The 17,242-nt window shown below is 65.8% G+C and carries 14 protein-coding genes; 11 read left to right on the forward strand and 3 right to left on the reverse strand.

What is annotated here, in order from left to right:
- Positions 1–349: 349 nt before the first annotated feature.
- From LGM89_RS23600 to LGM89_RS23635, 8 genes are all read left to right on the forward strand, one after another.
- Positions 350–1,210 (forward strand): GNAT family N-acetyltransferase, encoded by an 861-nt coding sequence (locus LGM89_RS23600; protein WP_226274045.1) that lies wholly within the window; start codon positions 350–352, stop codon positions 1,208–1,210.
- Positions 1,211–1,222: 12 nt separating this feature from the next.
- Entirely contained in the window at positions 1,223–2,149 is a 927-nt protein-coding gene (locus LGM89_RS23605) for a 2-hydroxyacid dehydrogenase (RefSeq protein WP_089498398.1), read from the forward strand.
- Between the two features lie 160 nt (positions 2,150–2,309).
- Positions 2,310–3,710, forward strand: coding sequence for an aspartate aminotransferase family protein (locus LGM89_RS23610; RefSeq protein WP_089498397.1), 1,401 nt, complete (start codon positions 2,310–2,312; stop codon positions 3,708–3,710).
- A gap of 91 nt (positions 3,711–3,801) precedes the next feature.
- Positions 3,802–4,293 (forward strand): Lrp/AsnC family transcriptional regulator, encoded by a 492-nt coding sequence (locus LGM89_RS23615; protein WP_006749694.1) that lies wholly within the window; start codon positions 3,802–3,804, stop codon positions 4,291–4,293.
- A 106-nt stretch (positions 4,294–4,399) separates the two neighbouring features.
- The gene (locus tag LGM89_RS23620) at positions 4,400–5,872 is read left to right on the forward strand and encodes an NAD-dependent succinate-semialdehyde dehydrogenase (RefSeq protein WP_226274046.1); all 1,473 of its coding nucleotides are present in this window, start codon (positions 4,400–4,402) and stop codon (positions 5,870–5,872) included.
- Between the two features lie 132 nt (positions 5,873–6,004).
- Complete coding sequence (locus LGM89_RS23625) at positions 6,005–6,601, forward strand: TetR/AcrR family transcriptional regulator (protein WP_226274047.1); 597 nt, start codon at positions 6,005–6,007, stop codon at positions 6,599–6,601.
- Positions 6,602–6,651: 50 nt separating this feature from the next.
- The gene (locus LGM89_RS23630; RefSeq protein WP_226206094.1) at positions 6,652–8,133 is read left to right on the forward strand and encodes an MFS transporter; all 1,482 of its coding nucleotides are present in this window, start codon (positions 6,652–6,654) and stop codon (positions 8,131–8,133) included.
- A gap of 60 nt (positions 8,134–8,193) precedes the next feature.
- Positions 8,194–8,502: an EthD family reductase gene (locus LGM89_RS23635; RefSeq protein ID WP_226274048.1), complete on the forward strand. Its 309-nt coding sequence runs from the start codon at positions 8,194–8,196 to the stop codon at positions 8,500–8,502.
- A gap of 186 nt (positions 8,503–8,688) precedes the next feature.
- On the opposite strand, the gene LGM89_RS23640 is transcribed toward LGM89_RS23635, so the two are convergent.
- Entirely contained in the window at positions 8,689–10,164 is a 1,476-nt protein-coding gene (locus LGM89_RS23640) for an HD domain-containing phosphohydrolase (RefSeq protein WP_226274194.1), read from the reverse strand.
- Positions 10,165–10,450: 286 nt separating this feature from the next.
- Between LGM89_RS23640 and LGM89_RS23645 the strand changes: the two genes are divergently transcribed.
- Complete coding sequence (locus LGM89_RS23645) at positions 10,451–11,026, forward strand: DUF308 domain-containing protein (RefSeq protein ID WP_226274197.1); 576 nt, start codon at positions 10,451–10,453, stop codon at positions 11,024–11,026.
- Positions 11,027–11,474: 448 nt separating this feature from the next.
- Positions 11,475–13,265: an AAA family ATPase gene (locus LGM89_RS23650; protein WP_226274049.1), complete on the forward strand. Its 1,791-nt coding sequence runs from the start codon at positions 11,475–11,477 to the stop codon at positions 13,263–13,265.
- A 307-nt stretch (positions 13,266–13,572) separates the two neighbouring features.
- Here the strand turns inward: LGM89_RS23650 and LGM89_RS23655 are convergent, their stop codons facing one another.
- A complete protein-coding gene (locus tag LGM89_RS23655) occupies positions 13,573–14,223 on the reverse strand; it encodes a GntR family transcriptional regulator (protein ID WP_226274050.1) in 651 nt (216 codons plus the stop codon).
- Between the two features lie 53 nt (positions 14,224–14,276).
- On the opposite strand from LGM89_RS23655, the gene LGM89_RS23660 reads away from it, so the two are divergent.
- Positions 14,277–15,443: a pyridoxal phosphate-dependent aminotransferase gene (locus tag LGM89_RS23660; protein ID WP_226274051.1), complete on the forward strand. Its 1,167-nt coding sequence runs from the start codon at positions 14,277–14,279 to the stop codon at positions 15,441–15,443.
- Between the two features lie 187 nt (positions 15,444–15,630).
- Here the strand turns inward: LGM89_RS23660 and LGM89_RS23665 are convergent, their stop codons facing one another.
- On the reverse strand, positions 15,631–16,977 hold the full coding sequence (locus tag LGM89_RS23665; RefSeq protein WP_226274052.1) for an MFS transporter: 1,347 nt from the start codon (positions 16,975–16,977) through the stop codon (positions 15,631–15,633).
- Positions 16,978–17,242 lie beyond the last annotated feature (265 nt).

The raw sequence follows: 17,242 nt of genomic DNA on the forward strand, positions 1-17,242 counted from the left end.
CAAGTTGCCCGGCACATGCAGCACGATCTGCGGCGCGATCGGGCGCGGCGCGGCTGGGCGGGGCCGGCCGGTGGCCGCCGTGCTGCCGCAGCGGGCTCGCCTACCGTGCGGCCCGCCGGCAGGCGGGAGCGCCGCCGTGCATTTATCTTAGTGGTGCTCCCACAGCAGGAGTGGCGGGATTGACCGGCCGCGCCAGCACGATCCACGCGTTCGTCCGCGCCGATCGAACGGGTTTGCGTCGATCTCGCGGGCGCGCCCGTCGGCGCCGGAAAACAGGCGAATCGTCCTATCCGCGCCGCACCCGCGCTGGCAGAGTGACTGCGTCATTTCCACCCATCCGGAGTCCGGCGTGTCCGACCTCAACCCTTCCCGCACGCTCACCTATCGCCCGTTCGCCGACACCGACCTGCCCGCCGCCCATCGGCTGTCGGAGGCGGTCAAGTGGCCGCACCGGCTCGAGGACTGGCGCTTCGTGCTCCAGCTCGGCGGCGGCATCGTCGCCGAAGACGAGACCGGCGTCGTGGGGACCGCGCTGGGCTGGCGCCTCGGCGAATCGCACGCGGCGCTCGGCATGGTGATCGTGTCGCCCGAGCGCGCGAGCGGCGGCATCGAACGCGAGCTCCTTGCCCGCGCGCTCGACGGCTTCGGCACCCGCACCGTCTTTCTGCATGCGATGCCGGGACGCGAGCCGCTGTACGCGGCGTTCGGCTTCGCGCCGATCGATACGATCAACCAGCATCAGGGCGCGGCGTTCCGGCCGCCGCTGATCTCGCTGCCGCCCGGCGAGCGCCTGCGCCCGCTCGGCACCAACGACGGGCCGCGCCTCGCCGCGCTCGCGTCGCGCGCGGCCGGCTACGAGCGCGGCGCGGTGACCGACGCGCTGCTCGACGTCGCGAACGGCATCGCGCTCGATCGCGACGGCGAGCTGCTCGGCTTCGCGCTGTTCCGCCGCTTCGGCCCGGGCCACGTGATCGGCCCGGTGATCGCGCCGGATGCGCTGCGCGCGCAGGCGCTGATCAGTCACTGGCTCGCGCTGAACGAAGGGATGTTCGTGCGGGTCGACCTGCCGAGCGACAGCGGGCTGTCCGACTGGCTGGACGGGCTCGGGCTGCCGCGCGTCGATACCGTCGTCACGATGGCGCGCGGTGCGACGCCCGCGCGCGACCCGGCGCTGCGCGCGTTCGCGATCGTGAGCCAGGCGCTCGGCTGAACGGGACACACGATGAGCTTTCTCTACAAGGCCGACCCGGTGCGCGGCGCGCAGTGGGCGGCACGCTTCGCGCAACAGGCGCCCGATCTGCCGTTCCGGATCTGGCCGGACCTCGGCGACGCCGCGGCCGTCCGCTATCTCGCCGCCTGGCAGCCGCCGGACGATCCGGTCGCGCTGTTGCCGAATCTCGAAGTCGTGTTCTCGGTCGGCGCCGGCATCGACCAGTTCGACCTGTCGCGCGTGCCGTCGCACATCCCCGTCGTACGGATGATCGAGCCGGGCATCGTCGAAGGGATGGTCGAATACGTGACGCAGGCCGTGCTGACGATCCATCGCGACCTGTTCGACTATGCCGCGCAGCAGCGCGACCAGGTATGGCACGAGAAACCCGTACGGGCGGCCGCGTCGCGGCGCGTCGGCGTACTCGGCCTCGGCACGCTCGGCCAGGCCGTGCTCGATACGCTGCGGCGCTTCGGTTTCCCGTGCGCCGGCTGGAGCCGCACGCCGCGCTCGCTCGACGGCATCGAGTGCTATGCGGGCGACGCGGCGCTCGACGCGTTCCTGGCGCGCACCGACATACTGATCTGCCTGCTGCCGCTCACCGACAGCACGCGCGGGCTGCTCGGCGCACGCGTGTTCGATGCGCTGCCCGCAGGCGCGTCGCTCGTGCAGGTCGGGCGCGGCCCGCAGCTCGATGCAGCCGCGCTGCTCGCGGCGCTCGCGAGCGGCCGCGTCGACAGCGCGATCCTCGACGTGACGGACCCCGAACCGTTGCCGGCCGGCCATCCGTTCTGGGCCCATCCGCGCATTCGCATCACGCCGCACATCGCGAGCGCGACACGGCCCGACACCGCGGTCGATGCGGTGCTCGCGAACCTCGCGCGCCATCGCGCGGGCCAGCCGATGATCGGCGTCGTCGATCGCGCGCGCGGCTACTGACGTCCATGTCCGGCCGCACGGGACGCGCAGCAGAAAATGCCGAAGCGCCCCGTGCAAACGCCGCGCGCATACGTTTCGGGCCGCAAATTGAAGACGCATCCGGATTTCTCGCCCGTTAGCATGACCTCACCGCTGACACCTGACGAGAGTCCTGCCTGCCATGAACCAAGCCGCGCTGATCGAAGCCGATCGTCAACACCTGATCCACCCCGTCGTCAATTACCGTGCGCACGAAGCGCGCGGCGTCACCGTGCTCGAATCCGCGGACGGCGTGTTCCTGCGCGATGCCGCCGGCCATACGCTGCTCGACGCGTTCTCCGGCCTGTGGTGCGTGAACGTCGGCTACGGCCGCGACAGCATCGTGAAAGCCGCCGCCGACCAGCTGGCCAAGCTGCCGTACGCGACCGGCTATTTCCATTTCGGCTCGCAGCCGGCGATCGAACTCGCCGAGCGGCTCGCGGCGCTCGCGCCGCCGTCGCTGAACCGCGTCTACTTCACGCTCGGTGGCTCGGATGCCGTCGATTCCGCGATCCGTTTCATCACGCACTATTTCAACGCGACCGGCCGCCCGTCGAAAAAGCAGATGATCGCGCTGGAGCGCGGCTATCACGGTTCGTCGTCGATCGGCGCCGGCCTCACCGCGCTGCCGGCGTTCCATCGCCATTTCGACCTGCCGCGTGCCGATCAGCACCACATTCCGTCGCCCTACCCGTATCGCCATCCGCTCGGCAGCGATCCGCAGGCGCTGATCGCCGCGTCGGTCGCCGCGCTCGAAGCGAAGGTCGCCGAACTCGGCGCGGACAACGTCGCCGCGTTCTTCTGCGAGCCCGTGCAGGGCTCCGGCGGCGTGATCGTGCCGCCGGCCGGCTGGCTGAAGGCGATGCGCGATGCGTGCCGGCGCCTCGGCATCCTGTTCGTCGCCGACGAGGTGATCACCGGCTTCGGCCGCACGGGCCCGCTGTTCGCGTGCGAGGCCGAACAGGTCGATCCGGACCTGATGACCGTCGCGAAGGGGCTGACCGCCGGCTATGCGCCGATGGGCGCGGTGCTGATGTCCGACGAGATCTACGAAGGGATCGCGGGCAGCCGCGCCGATTCGCCGGTGGTCGGCCACGGCCATACGTATTCCGCGCATCCGGTGAGTGCGGCGATCGGCCTCGAGGTGCTGAAGCTCTATCACGACGGCGGGCTGCTCGCGAACGGCCAGGCGATGGCGCCCCGCTTTGCCGCGGGCCTCGACGCGCTGCGCGCGCATCCGCTCGTCGGCGACGCGCGTTCGGTCGGCCTGCTCGGCGCGCTCGAACTGGTGGCCGACAAGGCGCACAAGACGCGCTTCGATGCGGCGCTGAACGTGCCGGACAAGATCGCGGCGGCCGCCTATGCGAACGGCATCGTCTTCCGCGCGTTCGGCGACGGCGTGCTCGGCTTCGCGCCGGCGCTGAGCTTCACCGCGGGCGAGTTCGACCTGCTGTTCGAGCGCGTGCGCAAGACGCTCGACGACGTGCTGGCCGATTCGGGCGTACAGCGCGCGCTCGACGCCGCGCACGCGCAGCCGGCCTGACGGGCCGAGGGAAAGCCGGGCTTGTAGCGGATATCTTTCGACTCTAAAGTAACCGGACATTCCATTTTTCCGACTCCCGACTCACGTGAACATGACGGACAGCAAGCTGGATCGCATCGACCTGCGCATCCTCTCCCAGTTGCAGAAGCGCGGCCGCATGACCAACGTCGAACTGGCCGATGCGGTCGGGCTGTCGCCCAGTCCCTGCCTGATCCGCGTGAAGCGGCTCGAGAAGGCCGGCTACATCGGCGGCTACGGCGCGCACATCCAGCTCGAGAAACTCGGCGACGTGCAGGTCGTGTTCACCGAAGTCACGCTGGCCGACCATCGACGCGAGGATTTCGACCGCTTCGTCGCGGCGATCCGCAACGTCGACGAGATCGTCGAATGCCACCTCGCGAGCGGCGGCTACGACTATCTGCTGAAGTTCATCACGCGCAGCGTGAGCCATTACCAGACGATCGTCGAAGGGCTGCTCGAGCAGAACATCGGCATCGAGAAGTATTTCAGTTACGTGATCATCAAATCGCCGTTCGTCAAACGGCACTACCCGCTCGAATCGCTGTTCGGCGAACGTCACTGACGCACCGCGCGCGGCCCCCGCGAATACGGCAGCGTCGCTGTCCGTACGGGACAGTCGCGCGCGTGCCGCGCCGCCGTCGTCGAACCGCTTCATCCAAGGACCTGCCATGCCGCTTTCGCTGACCCGCACCGAACTCCTGCGCTCCGCCAACCTGATCGACGGCACGTGGCGCGACGCGCTCGACGGCAGCCGCTTCCCCGTGACCGATCCGGCACGGCTCGACACCGTTGCCCATGCACCCGACAGCGGCGCCGCCGACGCGCGCGCGGCGACCGATGCGGCGGTACGCGCGCTGCCCGCCTGGCGCGCGACGCCCGCTCGCGACCGCGCGGCGATCCTGCGAGCCTGGCACGCGGCGATCATCGCGCATACCGACGATCTCGCGAAACTGATGTCGCGCGAACAGGGCAAGCCGCTCGCGGAAGCGCGCGGCGAAGTCGCGTACGGCGCGTCGTATGTGCTGTGGTTTGCCGAGGAAGCGACGCGCACGTACGGCGACATCATTCCGCAGCAGCAGCGCGGCAAGCGGCTGAGTGCGGTGAAGGAGCCGATCGGCGTCGTCGCGGCGATCACGCCGTGGAACTTCCCGCTCGCGATGATCGCGCGCAAGATCGCGCCGGCGCTCGCGGCCGGCTGCACGGTCGTCGCGAAGCCCGCGGAGGACACGCCGCTCACCGCGCTCGCGCTCGCGTTCCTCGCGCAGGAAGCCGGCGTGCCGGCGGGCGTGCTGAACCTGATCACGGCGTCGCGCGAGCGCGGCATCGACGCGGCCGCCGACTGGCTCGCCGACAGCCGCGTGCGCAAGATCACGTTCACCGGCTCGACGGCCGTCGGCAAGCTGCTCGCGCGCGATTCGGCCGCGACGCTGAAGAAGCTGTCGCTGGAGTTGGGCGGCAATGCGCCGTTCATCGTGTTCGACGATGCCGAGCTCGACGCCGCGGTCGACGGGCTGATGGCCGCGAAGTTCCGCAATGGCGGGCAAACGTGCGTATCGCCGAACCGCATCTACGTGCAGGCCGGCGTGTACGACGCGTTCGCCGCGAAGCTCGCGGCGCGCGTCGCCGCGCTGAAGGTCGCGCCGGCGTCCGACCCGGCCGCGCAGATCGGCCCGATGATCAACGCGCGCGCGGTGGACAAGATCGCGCGGCACGTCGGCGATGCCGTTGAACGCGGCGCGCGCGTGCTGACGGGCGGCAAGCGCCTGACCGAGCTGGGGCCGAACTTCTACGCGCCGACGGTGCTCGCCGACGCGAGCGTCGACATGCAGCTCACGTGCGAGGAAACGTTCGGCCCGGTGGCGCCGCTGTTCCGGTTCGACACCGAGGATGACGCCATCGACGCCGCGAACGACACCCCGTTCGGCCTCGCCGCGTATTTCTACACGCAGGACGTGCGGCGCATCGCGCGCGTGTCGGCGCGGCTCGAAACAGGCATCGTCGGCATCAACGAAGGCGCGCTCGCGAGCGAGGCCGCGCCGTTCGGCGGCGTGAAGGAATCGGGCTACGGCCGCGAAGGCTCGCGCTACGGGCTCGACGATTACCTGTCGATCAAGTATCTGTGCCAGGGCGGGCTGGATTGATTGGACGGGCGCGAGCCGTCCGCGAGGGCGGCCTCGCGCTGCCCGGCCTGAAAACGCGCGTTGACATAGGAACCGATCGGTTCTTATAATGCGATCCATTCCTGGACACCGCATCGTTTGCGAAACCGATCAATGGCCAATTCCGCCGGCGTGGGCCGCCCACGCGAATTCGAACTTGAAGATGCCGCGCGCGACGCGATGGCTGTCTTCTGGGACCACGGATACGAAGGCGCGTCCCTGCCCGACCTGATTGCCGGCACGGGCTTGTCGCGCGGCAGCCTGTACAAGGCCTTCGGCGACAAGAAGGCGCTGCTGCTGGCGGCGCTCGACCTGTATATGGCCGACGGGCTCAAGGCAACCGCGGACATCCTGTCGCAACCCGGCACCGTGAAAGACGCCATCCGGGACTCGCTGCTGCGCTATGCGCGCCTGTCCGTCGGCGAGGCCGGCCGGCGGGGCTGTCTCGCGGTCGCGATGACCACGGAACTGGCCGCACGCGACGCGGATGTCGCGGAGCGTACCGGGCGCATGTTCCGCCGCTTGCAGCAGCTCTATGCCGGCGCGATCGTGCGCGGCCAGGCAAGCGGCGAGATCGCCGAGCAGGACGAGCAGGTGCTGGCGCGTTTGCTCGTCTGCCAGGTCGAGGGCATGCGCGTGCTGGGCAAGACCGGCGTGTCCGAGGCCGACATGCTCGCGCTGGTCGACCGCACGATGCGCGTTCTCGATTGAAATTTTTTTACCCACTTTGGAATCGATTGGTTCCGTATGGAGAACCGTTCATGTCACGGAATGATCCCGTATCGCCCGACCCGCGTCGGTGGGCCATGTTTGCGGTACTGCTCGTCGGCGCGTTTCTGCCACCGCTGGATTTCTTCATCGTCAATGTCGCGCTGCCGTCGATTCGCGCGGAGCTGGGCGCGTCGTCGTCCGCCGAGCAACTGGTGATTTCGTCGTATGCCGGCCTGTACGCGGTGACGCTGATCACCGGCGGGCGGCTGGGTGACCTGTACGGTCGCGGCCGCGTGTTTTTCCTCGGGTTGATCGGTTTTGCCATCGCGTCGACGCTGTGCGGCCTCGCAGGTTCCCCGGGGATGCTCATCGCCGGGCGAGCGTTGCAGGGTGTGACGGCCGCGATCATGGCGCCGCAGGCGCTCGCGTCGATCCAGGCGATCTTCCCCGAATCGGAAAAGCCGCTCGCGCTCAGCCTGTATGGCGCGGTCTTCGGCCTCGCCGCCGTCATCGGGCAAGCGCTGGGCGGGATCCTGATCTCGCTGAACCTGTTGAACCTCGGCTGGCGGACGATCTTCCTCGTCAACCTGCCGCTGGCGATGCTGGTCGTCGTGTTCGGCATTCCGCTGCTGAAGGAAACGCGTGCGCAGCATGCGCGCAAGCTCGACCTCGGCGGCACCGCGCTGTCGATGCTGACGCTCGGCGCGTTGATCGTGCCGCTGATCGAAGGGCGCGAGGCCGGCTGGCCCGTGTGGGCCTGGGCATCGCTGATCGCGGCGCCGGCACTCGCGTGGGGCTTCTGGCGTTACGAGAGCCGGCTGGGCCGCCGCGGCGGCGCACCGCTGCTCGATCCGGCCGCGCTGCGCGCACCGGGGCTCGGCCGCGCGTTGCTGATCGCGCTGTTGCTGTACGCGATCGGCGCGTTCTTCCTGCTGTTCTCGGTGTATCTGCAGAATGCGTTGCACGTCGACGCGTTGAGCGCGGGCCTCGTGTTCCTGCCGTTCGGCGTGGGGTTTCTGCTCGGCCCGCTGTCGACGCCCTTGTGCACGCGTGCAATCGGCGCTTATGTGAATCCGCTCGGCATGGGCCTCGAGATCGCGGGGCTCGTCGGACTCGCCTGCCTGATCGACACGACGCCGATCGGGATGCCGCTCGCGTCCGTGCCGCTCGCCGCCGCGCTCTTCGTGATCGGGTTCGGACAAGGTCTCGCGCTGCCGACGCTGATGCGCATGGTGACGGGGCGCGTCGCACCCGCGGTGTCGGGGATGATCGCCGGTATCGCCAGCTCGACGCTGCAGGTCAGCACGTCGCTCAGCGTCGCGATCATCGGCGGGATTTTTTATACGGTGCTGGGCGCGCGCCAGGATCCCGCAGCCATTGCGCACGCGTTTATCGTCGCACTCCTGTCGATCTCGGTGTTCCTCGCCGTCGGCGCCGCGCTGGGCATCTCGCTGGCACGTGCACCGGCCGCGCCGTCGTCGGTGCGCTCCGCCGGCCAGCCGGCCTTCGGCCCGGCGCGCAAACGACCGTGATCGCCCGAGATCGCCCGTATCGACATTCAACGTTGCATCAGTCCAACCCGGAGGTTCGTCATGGTTTTCGTCGTTTCCTATCGCCGCGCGACGGGTGCGCGATTCGATGCCCGCTACTACGTCGAGCAGCACATTCCTCTGGTGGAAAAGGCGTGGAAACCGTACGGGCTCGAATACGTCGATGCGTTCTTCCCCGCACGGCAGGATAGCGAAGTGGCCGTCGTGGCCATGTGCCGCTTCGCGGATCGGGCAGCGCTCGACGCCGCGTTCGCGTCCGCGGAGACGGCCGCCATCATGGCCGATATCGACGCGTTCACCGATATCGCGCCCGATCGCTACATCACGGACGTGTTCTCGCGCGTCGAATGAATACCGCCGGTCGCGGGGGGCCGACGAACGACTGGCCTACCTGAATGGCGCAACGCGATTTTTGATTCACGACGTACACGGCAGAACCGGCGAACCTTGAACCTCATGTCGGCCGGGTCGTGGGTCGATGCATTCACGGATGCTCGTCGTGCTTCGTGCGTCGTGCTTCGTGCGTCGCGGATCGCGTCAAAGCAACCCCATCGCCGATGCCTTGAGCGTCGCCGCGGCGCGTGTCGAGCATTCGAGCTTGCGAAACGCCTTCTCGACGTGGGTGCGCACCGTGCTCGGACTCATCGAGAGCGCCTGCGCGACCTGCTTGTTGCTCGCCCCTCGGGAGATCGCCCGCAGGACGTCGATTTCCCGTGGCGACAGGCGCGGGCCGTCGTGCGACGCGCGAGCGGCCATGCGCCGGGCCGCAGGCGCGCCACCCGTGACGAGCGCCGCGACCACGTCGCCGCATAGCCGGCCGCGCGCCGCTTCTTCCTGCAATTGGCCGGCGGCGGCCGCATCGTCGAGCGCCGCTCGCCACGGGCGGGCCGAGCGCAACGCGACCCACGCCAGCGATGCCGCGAGTACGCGCGCTTCCAGCGTCAGCGCGGCATCGCGCACGCCGCGGAAATAACCCGAACCGTCCTGCCGCTCGTACGCATACGACGCAAGCACCGCCGCTTCACCGAGCGCGCCGGTCTGCCTGCCGGCGCGCTCCGTCCAGTACGGCACGAGCCGCACCTTTTCCCATGCGCTCGCAGGCAGCCGCGTCGGCAGGTTCCACACGTCGTTCGGCACCGCGGCCCTGCCGATGCCATGAATCAGCCCGGCGCGGTAGACGCGTTCGCGCGCGGCCGCATCCGGCGACAGGCGCTCGTAACACGCGGCCGCCGTCACGGCGACCGAGCGCGAGAATCCGGTCATCCACGGGAGTTTCAGATCGATGACGTCCGCGATCAATTCGGCGCAGGTCGCACCTTGCATATCGGGCGTGGCCAATGCGGCATCGAGACCGTCGGGCGACAGGTGATCGAGCGCCGCGAGCCAGCGCGCGGCATCGTGCGCGGCCGCCTCGACGAGCAAGCCCGGATAGCGTGCGCCCGCGCGTTGCCCGATCCATTCGATGGCCTGCTCGATGCCGTACGTGCGACTGAATACGTCGAGGTCGCCCGCGAGCGTGACGATCGACACGGCGGCCGGCACCTGTTCCCGCGCGAGCCGTGCGGGCAGCCCGTTGCCGTCCCAGCTTTCGAAAATGTGCCGCAGCGCGGTTTCCGTGGCGCGGGACAGGCCCAGTATTCGCGCGACTTCGCCCGACACTTCGCAATGGATTTGCGCGAGCGGGATCATCGCGGCGCCGGCGCGGCCGACCGCTTCGGCGAGGTCGGGCCGGTTCTCGAGCATGGCGGCGCGGATCGCGACATCGTCGCCGAACGTCTGAGCGAAACCCGCGGCGTTCGCGGTACAGCCCGACCAGCGCAACAGCGCCACTTCGCGGGCCGTGTCGCACATCGATGCGTCGAAGCCCGCCGCGTGCGCGAGCTGTGCCGCCAGCCAGCCGGTGCGCAGCGAATGATCGGTCGGCTGCCCCATGCTGAGATCGCCGATGAAGGCCAGCGCGCGGACGGCGTCGAATATGCGCAGCGGGGCGTGACGGGCTTCGGCGTCGGGCATCGGATGGGGCGCGGGCATTCACGAGAACGGGAAAACGATCATACGCGACGACGTCGCGCCGTGCATGCGCGTGCGGATCGGCTGCCCGCCGCATTCGGCCGGAAGCGATATCGGCCGTTGCCCGGTGCGCGACGGGCGCGCCTTCGCCATCGGACATCCGACCGATGGCGGGCGGCCGCGACGATCGCGATACTCGGTGCACTGGAGATCCGGTCGGCACGGCATTCGCACGGTGGACACGCTGCACGCCGTCCGGAACGACGATCCGATATACGAAGGAATGCAAATGGCTGATCACTCCCCCGATTTCCGTGCCCCCGCCGACGCACAATGGCTGAAACGGTACTACTTTTCCCGGGCGATATTCTCGCTGCTGTGGGTCGCGCTGGCATTTTCCGTCGGCCGGCAGAGCGCGGCCGGCGCAGCGATCCTGCTGATCGTTTATCCGGCCTGGGATGCGCTCGCCAATTTCGTCGACCTCGCCCGCAGCGGCGGAGCGGCAACGAACCGGACCCAGGCGGTCAACGTCGCGATCAGCGCGGCCACGACGCTGGCGGTTTTTCCTGCGTTGAATGCCGGCATGCATGCGGTGCTCGCGGTGTTCGGCATCTGGGCGATTCTTTCCGGCGGGCTGCAGCTCGGCACGGCGCTACGTCGCTGGAAGCAGGTCGGCGCGCAGTGGGCGATGATCCTGAGTGGCGCGCAATCCGCGCTCGCGGGCGTGCTGTTCATCGCGCAGCGCCACGCGTCCATGCCGCCCGCCATCGTGAAGATCGCGGGCTATGCGGCGGTAGGGGCCGCCTATTTCCTGATATCGGCATTGTGGCTGCAGTTGCGGCGGGCGCGACGCAGCGCGTCGTGAGCCGTCGATCAGGATGACGATGTGACGCCACGGAGCGCCGTCGCCGTGGTTGCGGTCAAGGGCAAATGTCGTGCAACGCATGAGTTCATGCAGACGATCGCAGTGGTGAAAACAGGGGGTGTTTCGCGGTCGTGAATGGCAGGTGTTGGGCGATGCGAGCGGGTCTGAACGACCTAGAAGGGACAGTCAACTTAGCGGAAAGCGGCCCGCCAACAGCAAAAGCTACAGCTGGTTACCTATGGGTGAAGCGGCGCGGCAACACCACTAAGGCAGTAATCATCTGTCGTCTGGCTGTCAAATCAGACTGTGCCCAGGCAAACTTGCCCTAAACACTGTATTCTGCCGGTAGAAATGACGTTGTCTAACCACTTACGCAATAATAATGCTAATTCAAAAATTCGTAGTGCCAGCAGAAGAAGTGACTCATCGGGGCTTGAAGGAAATAAACATGCCTCGCCTCGGCCGATTCGTCGCCTTGGCCGGCAAAAACGGCGCCGGTAAAACGAGAATATTAGAGACCCTGGAAGCGCTAGTTATCACACGATCCAGCACCATAAACCAAGTTGAGCAAATAAAAGCAAGTATAAATTCTTATAAACATACTATTGAATTGAATCCCGGGCACTCCAGCATGCCTCAATGGACGACTCTACTTGCACAAGATGAGGCTCGTCTATCACAGATTCTTGACAGGGTCATCGGCGCCGACGACGTTACGAATTTCAGAGCGATCAAATTTGTTCCAAAGCAGTTAAATTTACAGGATCCCGGTCAGTTTCCTACGAGCCAATTGCAAGAGCGGTTTACCCAAGCCAAATCCCCCGGCCTCGTCGGATACGAGAATAATTGTCTCTTTTATATCCAGCATTTGCAGGCCCGGTATTGGAATGTAGAGCATCCGCTGTATTCTGGCTCTCCGGAAGATAAGGAGTCGGCCATCGAAGATTACAAGAGTTTTAAGGATATAATTGATCGGCTTCTCGGTACTACTCTTGACCGAGATTTAGACAGTAATCCGACACTGTTCGGAAAACCCATTTCAAAAGTAGGGTTGTCTGATGGACAAAAAATCATCCTACAACTCTGTGTCGCCTTGCACGCACAGCGAAGTGGCCTTGATAACACGGTGTTCCTGCTCGACGAACCGGAGAATCACCTCCATCCGTCGGCGGTCATAGATTTAGTCAAGTCGCTCTACGAGACAACCAAAACGTCTCAGATCTGGATCGCCACTCATTCCGTTCCGCTGCTGTCGTACGTTGCGAGCATTGACCCAATGTGCCTTTGGTACGTTGACGATGGCAAGGCAACGCATGCTGGCCGACGCCCCGAGCTGGTCTTGGGAAGCTTGCTGGGAAATGAAGAGCAAATTGCGCAACTCAATTCGTTCACGTCACTGCCGGCGCAACTAGCGGCGATTAACTATGCGAACGAAAGCTTGCTGCCGCCAAAGGTAATTTCGGAGGGAGGAAAGGATCCCCAAGTTAGCCAAATACAGCGAATCATTGCTGGCTTGGGCAACGGTACGCGCCTCGCTGTGTTAGATGTCGGCGCGGGGAAAGGTCGCTTACTCGACGGCCTTGGGGAGGAAGTGGCTGCACAAGGTAGCCGCGTCGATAAGTTGATCGATTATTTCGCCTACGATCTTTTCCCTGACGACCGAGCTGCTTGTGAGCAGGTCATTCGCTCGCACTTTCCCGATGGCGTACGGCGTTACTTCAACTCGCGTGACGATTTTTTCAGTCATAAGGACAATGGGAGCATTTCTGTAGTTGTAATGTGCAACGTTTTACATGAGATCCCTCCGCACGAATGGCTTGATTTGTTTTCATCCGAGAAACTGATCTATCGATCCTTAAAAGATGATGGTTATCTATTGTTGGTCGAAGACCAACGCATTCCAGTTGGAGAGAAGGCGCATCAATTCGGCTTCGTCGTCCTTGACACGAGTCACCTTAAAACACTATTTGACGTCAAGGCGGCCGATATTGATGCAGGAAGTTTTATTGTCGACGATGCCAGAAACGACGGACGCCTTAAAGGGCATTTGATTGCAAAGGGATTGCTTTCCCGAGTGACTCCTGATACGCGCCGAAATGCAATTAAACAGTTAAATGACACAGCCAAGGACAACATTAAAAGCTTGCGGACAGGTGCACCCTCGTACGCCAACGGCCAACTTCACGGCTTTTGGACGCAGCAATTCGCAAATTCGTCTCTATACCTCAGTGAAGCTTGAGTGACGCTCGGCATACTGGGCGCCCGTCTTGAGTGCATGCCGGCGGGCGGCCAAAGTTGAATACAGTCGCACGATGCGTTCGCACGGGCTTGTGCCGAAGCGCTCACGTAGCAGACGGGGAGTCTAAGGGACGATACGCGTATCGGTAAGACAATTGTCAGCGATCTACGCCCCGATGCTGAATGACGCTTCCTGGCCAAATGCCACCCGACGCATTCGACAGCATCCACCCCGGAGAAAACACCAGCCATTCCCAAATCGAGCCTTTGGGGCCACTCGACGACGCCAGCTTGCCCCCTGTCCGCGCCTACCGGCTACCCAACGCCTGAGCCAGCGCATCCCCCGCAGCCAGAATATGCGCGGACAGCGCCGCACACGCGGCGTCCACGTCACCATCGCGTATCGCCTGAACGATGTCCCGATGCTCGTCGTTCGAGCGATCCTGCCAGTCGAGTTGCTGCCACGTCGCGTACAGATGCCGCGAACTGGCCCGATGCATGTCGCCGATTGCGTCGATGAGCCGCGGCATCCCGCACCGCGCGGTCAATGCGCGATGAAACCTGAGGTTCAGCGTGCCGAGCACGGCGATACCGCGCGCCGCCGACTCCTGATCGAGGATCGCATCGAGCTCCTCCAGCGCACGGGCGTCGAGAGCGGGCATCGCCTCGCGCAGCGCCAGCGCCTCGAAAGCAGCGCGCATCTTGGCCATTTCAAGCACGTCCGCCGGCTCGAGCGGCGCCGCCCGCACGCCCCTTCGCGGTTCCACCACGGCCAGCCCCTGCGCTTCCAGCCGCCTGAACGCCTCGCGTACCGGCACATGGCTCGCGCCGAACTCGGCCGCGATGTGATCCTGGCGCAGCCACTCTCCTGGCGCGATGACGCCCGAGATGATGCGGTCCGCCAATGCGGCAGCGATCCGATCGGCCAGCGAGCGATCTTCCTTGACTTCAAAGTTCATGCCGACCACCATGCATATATTATCTATTAAATTGTAACAACACTGGAGGCCCGATGCGCCACCACCGTCCTGTGCGTCTGCAGCACATTGCCGGCATCGGCGTCGATCGCATGGGTTCGATCGCCGATCATGCCGACGTCGACCTGTTGCGGCTCGAAAATCTCGATACCGACATCCCGCCCACTGCAGAGGCGCTCGCCTTCACCCGGGAGGCCATCGAGCGAGACTCTGCCAACTCCTATTTGCCATTCGTCGGTCAGGATCGGCTGCGCGCGAGCGCTGCCGCCCACGTGTCGGCGCTTTCGGGGCAGCGCTTCACGGCCGACCAGGTGGTGGTGTCGGCGGGCGGGCTCTCCGGCATTCTGAACACGCTGCTTGCCACCGTCGAGACCGGCGACGAAGTGATCGTCACCGATCCGACCTACGCGGGTCTGCTGAACCGCATCCGCCTGGCGGGCAGCGTGCCGCGGCAAGTCCCGTTTGCCTTCACGCCGGGCGGCGAATGGAAGCTCGATCAGGCCGCGCTGCGGGCGGCAATCGGCCCGAAAACGCGGGCCATGCTGCTGATGTCGCCGTCGATGCCTTCGGGCGGTGTCTTCGATGCGTCCGACTGGCAACTGATCGCGAGCCTGTGTGTGCAGCACGATCTGCTGCTGATCCTCGACAGTGCGATGGAGCGGCTGCTGTTCGATGGACGCATGGTCATCCATCCCGCCGGCCTGCCCGGCATGGCCGAGCGAACGGTGACGGTCGGCGCGGCGTCGAAGGAGCTGCGCATGATTGGCTGGCGGGTCGGCTGGATCGTCGCGCCGGAATGGCTGATTCCCGATCTGGTGGCCGTGTCGCTCGCCAATGTCGTGGTGCCGGTCGGCATTGCCCAGGAGGCTGCGGCGGTCGCGCTCGAACATTCTGCGTCAGATCTGCCCGGCTACGTGAGCGAACTCGAAAGGCGGCGTGACACGATCGCCGCCGAACTGTCCGGGCTCCCGTTCGGCATGCCGGCGGGCGGCTGGTCGATGCTGCTGCGTGTCTCCGACTTCGGCCTGACCGGATCGCAGATGTCGGAGCGGTTGCTGCGCCGCGGCGTATGTGCGACGGCGATGACCGGATGGGGCGTCGCACACGGCGAGCAGTATGTCCGTTTCGTGTTCTCGAACGAACCGGTCGAACGGTTGCGCACGCTCGGAAACAAGGTGCGCGTCGCACTGGAGGACGCATGACGGCCGCCTACGAGACAACCGGGTCGTGCGCCAGGTGTCCGTGGCTCGAGGCATCCGGCATGCCGCGTGTGAGGGTCGAGCGAACTCACACGAGGTCCCGCTTTTGCCGAAAGTCCCGCTTGTGACGATCCACGTGCCGTGAGACATCCAACGCCGAGCAGCGCGATGCCCCGCCCGGCCGAACGCCCTACCGCCCTGCCGGCGGCTGCAGGATGTCGCGCGGAATCGCCGCGATCAGCGCGCAGCTGATCAGCAGGCATGCGCCCAGCGCATAGGTGCCGTTGTTGATGTCGCCGGTCATCTGCTTGGCAACACCGGTGATCATCGAGCCCGTGAACCCGGACAGGTTGCCCACCGAGTTGATCAGCGCAATGCCGGCCGCCGCGGCCGTGCCGGAAAGTATCTGCCCCGGAAAGGTCCAGTAGATCGGCATCAGCGCGAGGATGCCGCACGTCGCGATGGTCAGGAATACGATCGACAGCGCGACGTTGTGCGCCAACGCCGCGCTCGCGATCAGGCCGACCCCGCCGATCAGCGCGGGAATCGCCGCGTGCAGGCGGCGCTCGCCGGTCTTGCGCGAGTGCGACGCGTTCCACACCATCGCGAAGATGGCCGTCAGGTACGGAATGGCGGTCAGGACGCCGATATGCAGCGGGCTCTGCACGCCCGACGCGCGAATGATCGACGGCAGCCAGAACGCCAGCCCGTAGAAGCCGGTATTGAACGTGAGCAGGATGAAGGTGAGCAGCCAGACGCGCGGGCTGCGCAGCGCGGCGCCGATGCTGTGCGACTTGTGCGCGGCTTCGGTTTCGAGGTTGCGCGCCAGCCGTGCCTTTTCGTCGCCGGATAGCCACTTTGCCGACTGCGGGCCATCGCCGAGGCACGCCAGCACGACGAACGCCACCACGATCGACGGCAGCCCTTCGAGCAGCAGCATCCATTGCCAGCCGCTCATGCCCGACAGACCGTGCGTGTGCTCCATCAGCCAGCCGGAGACCACGCTGCCGAGCGTCAGGCTCAGCGGGATCGCGACCAGGAATCCCGACATGGCCACACTCTGGCGGCGCGCCGGAAACCAGTAGTTCATGTACAGGATGACGCCCGGGAAAAAGCCGGCTTCGCACAGGCCCAGCAGGAAGCGCAACGTGTAGAACATGGTGGACGTCTGCACGTGGAAGAACTGCGCGAGCGGCACGATGAACGCCATCGACGACGACACGACGCCCCACGTGATCATGATCCGCGCGATCCAGAAGCGCGCGCCGTAGCGGTGCAGCAACAGGTTGCTGGGCATCTCGAACAGGAAATAGCCCCAGAAGAAAATGCTGGCGCCGAGCGCATAGACGCCGTCGCTCAGGCTCAGGTCGTCGAGCATCTGCAGCTTCGCAAAGCCCACGTTCACACGATCCAGGTAGGCCACGACGTAACAGAGCAGCAGCAACGGCAGGATGCGCCGCATCACCTTGCGATACAGGGCGTCGTCGGACGAATCGGCCGCGGCCGGGGCGGCAGCGGCCTGCGTAATGGATGGCATCGGTCTGTCTCCTGATTGTGTAGGTCTTCTTCGTACCGGCGGGCTCTTCGACACATCGATGTTACCGATAACATTCCGTGGCAAAAAAAACGCCGACGAGGCAGCGGGAGCAATCGGCACACTGATACCGGTAACCAATCGGAAGGTAGCACGCGTCAACCGGCGCGTACAAGCGCCGGCGAACGCGTGGTTTCCCTAGTGCGCGCATCACCGCGACGGGGCGGCGCGGCACGCATGAACGCGGCTGCGGCACCGGTATGATGGA

Source organism: Burkholderia sp. AU31624, assembly GCF_020420065.1.
Lineage (GTDB): Bacteria > Pseudomonadota > Gammaproteobacteria > Burkholderiales > Burkholderiaceae > Burkholderia.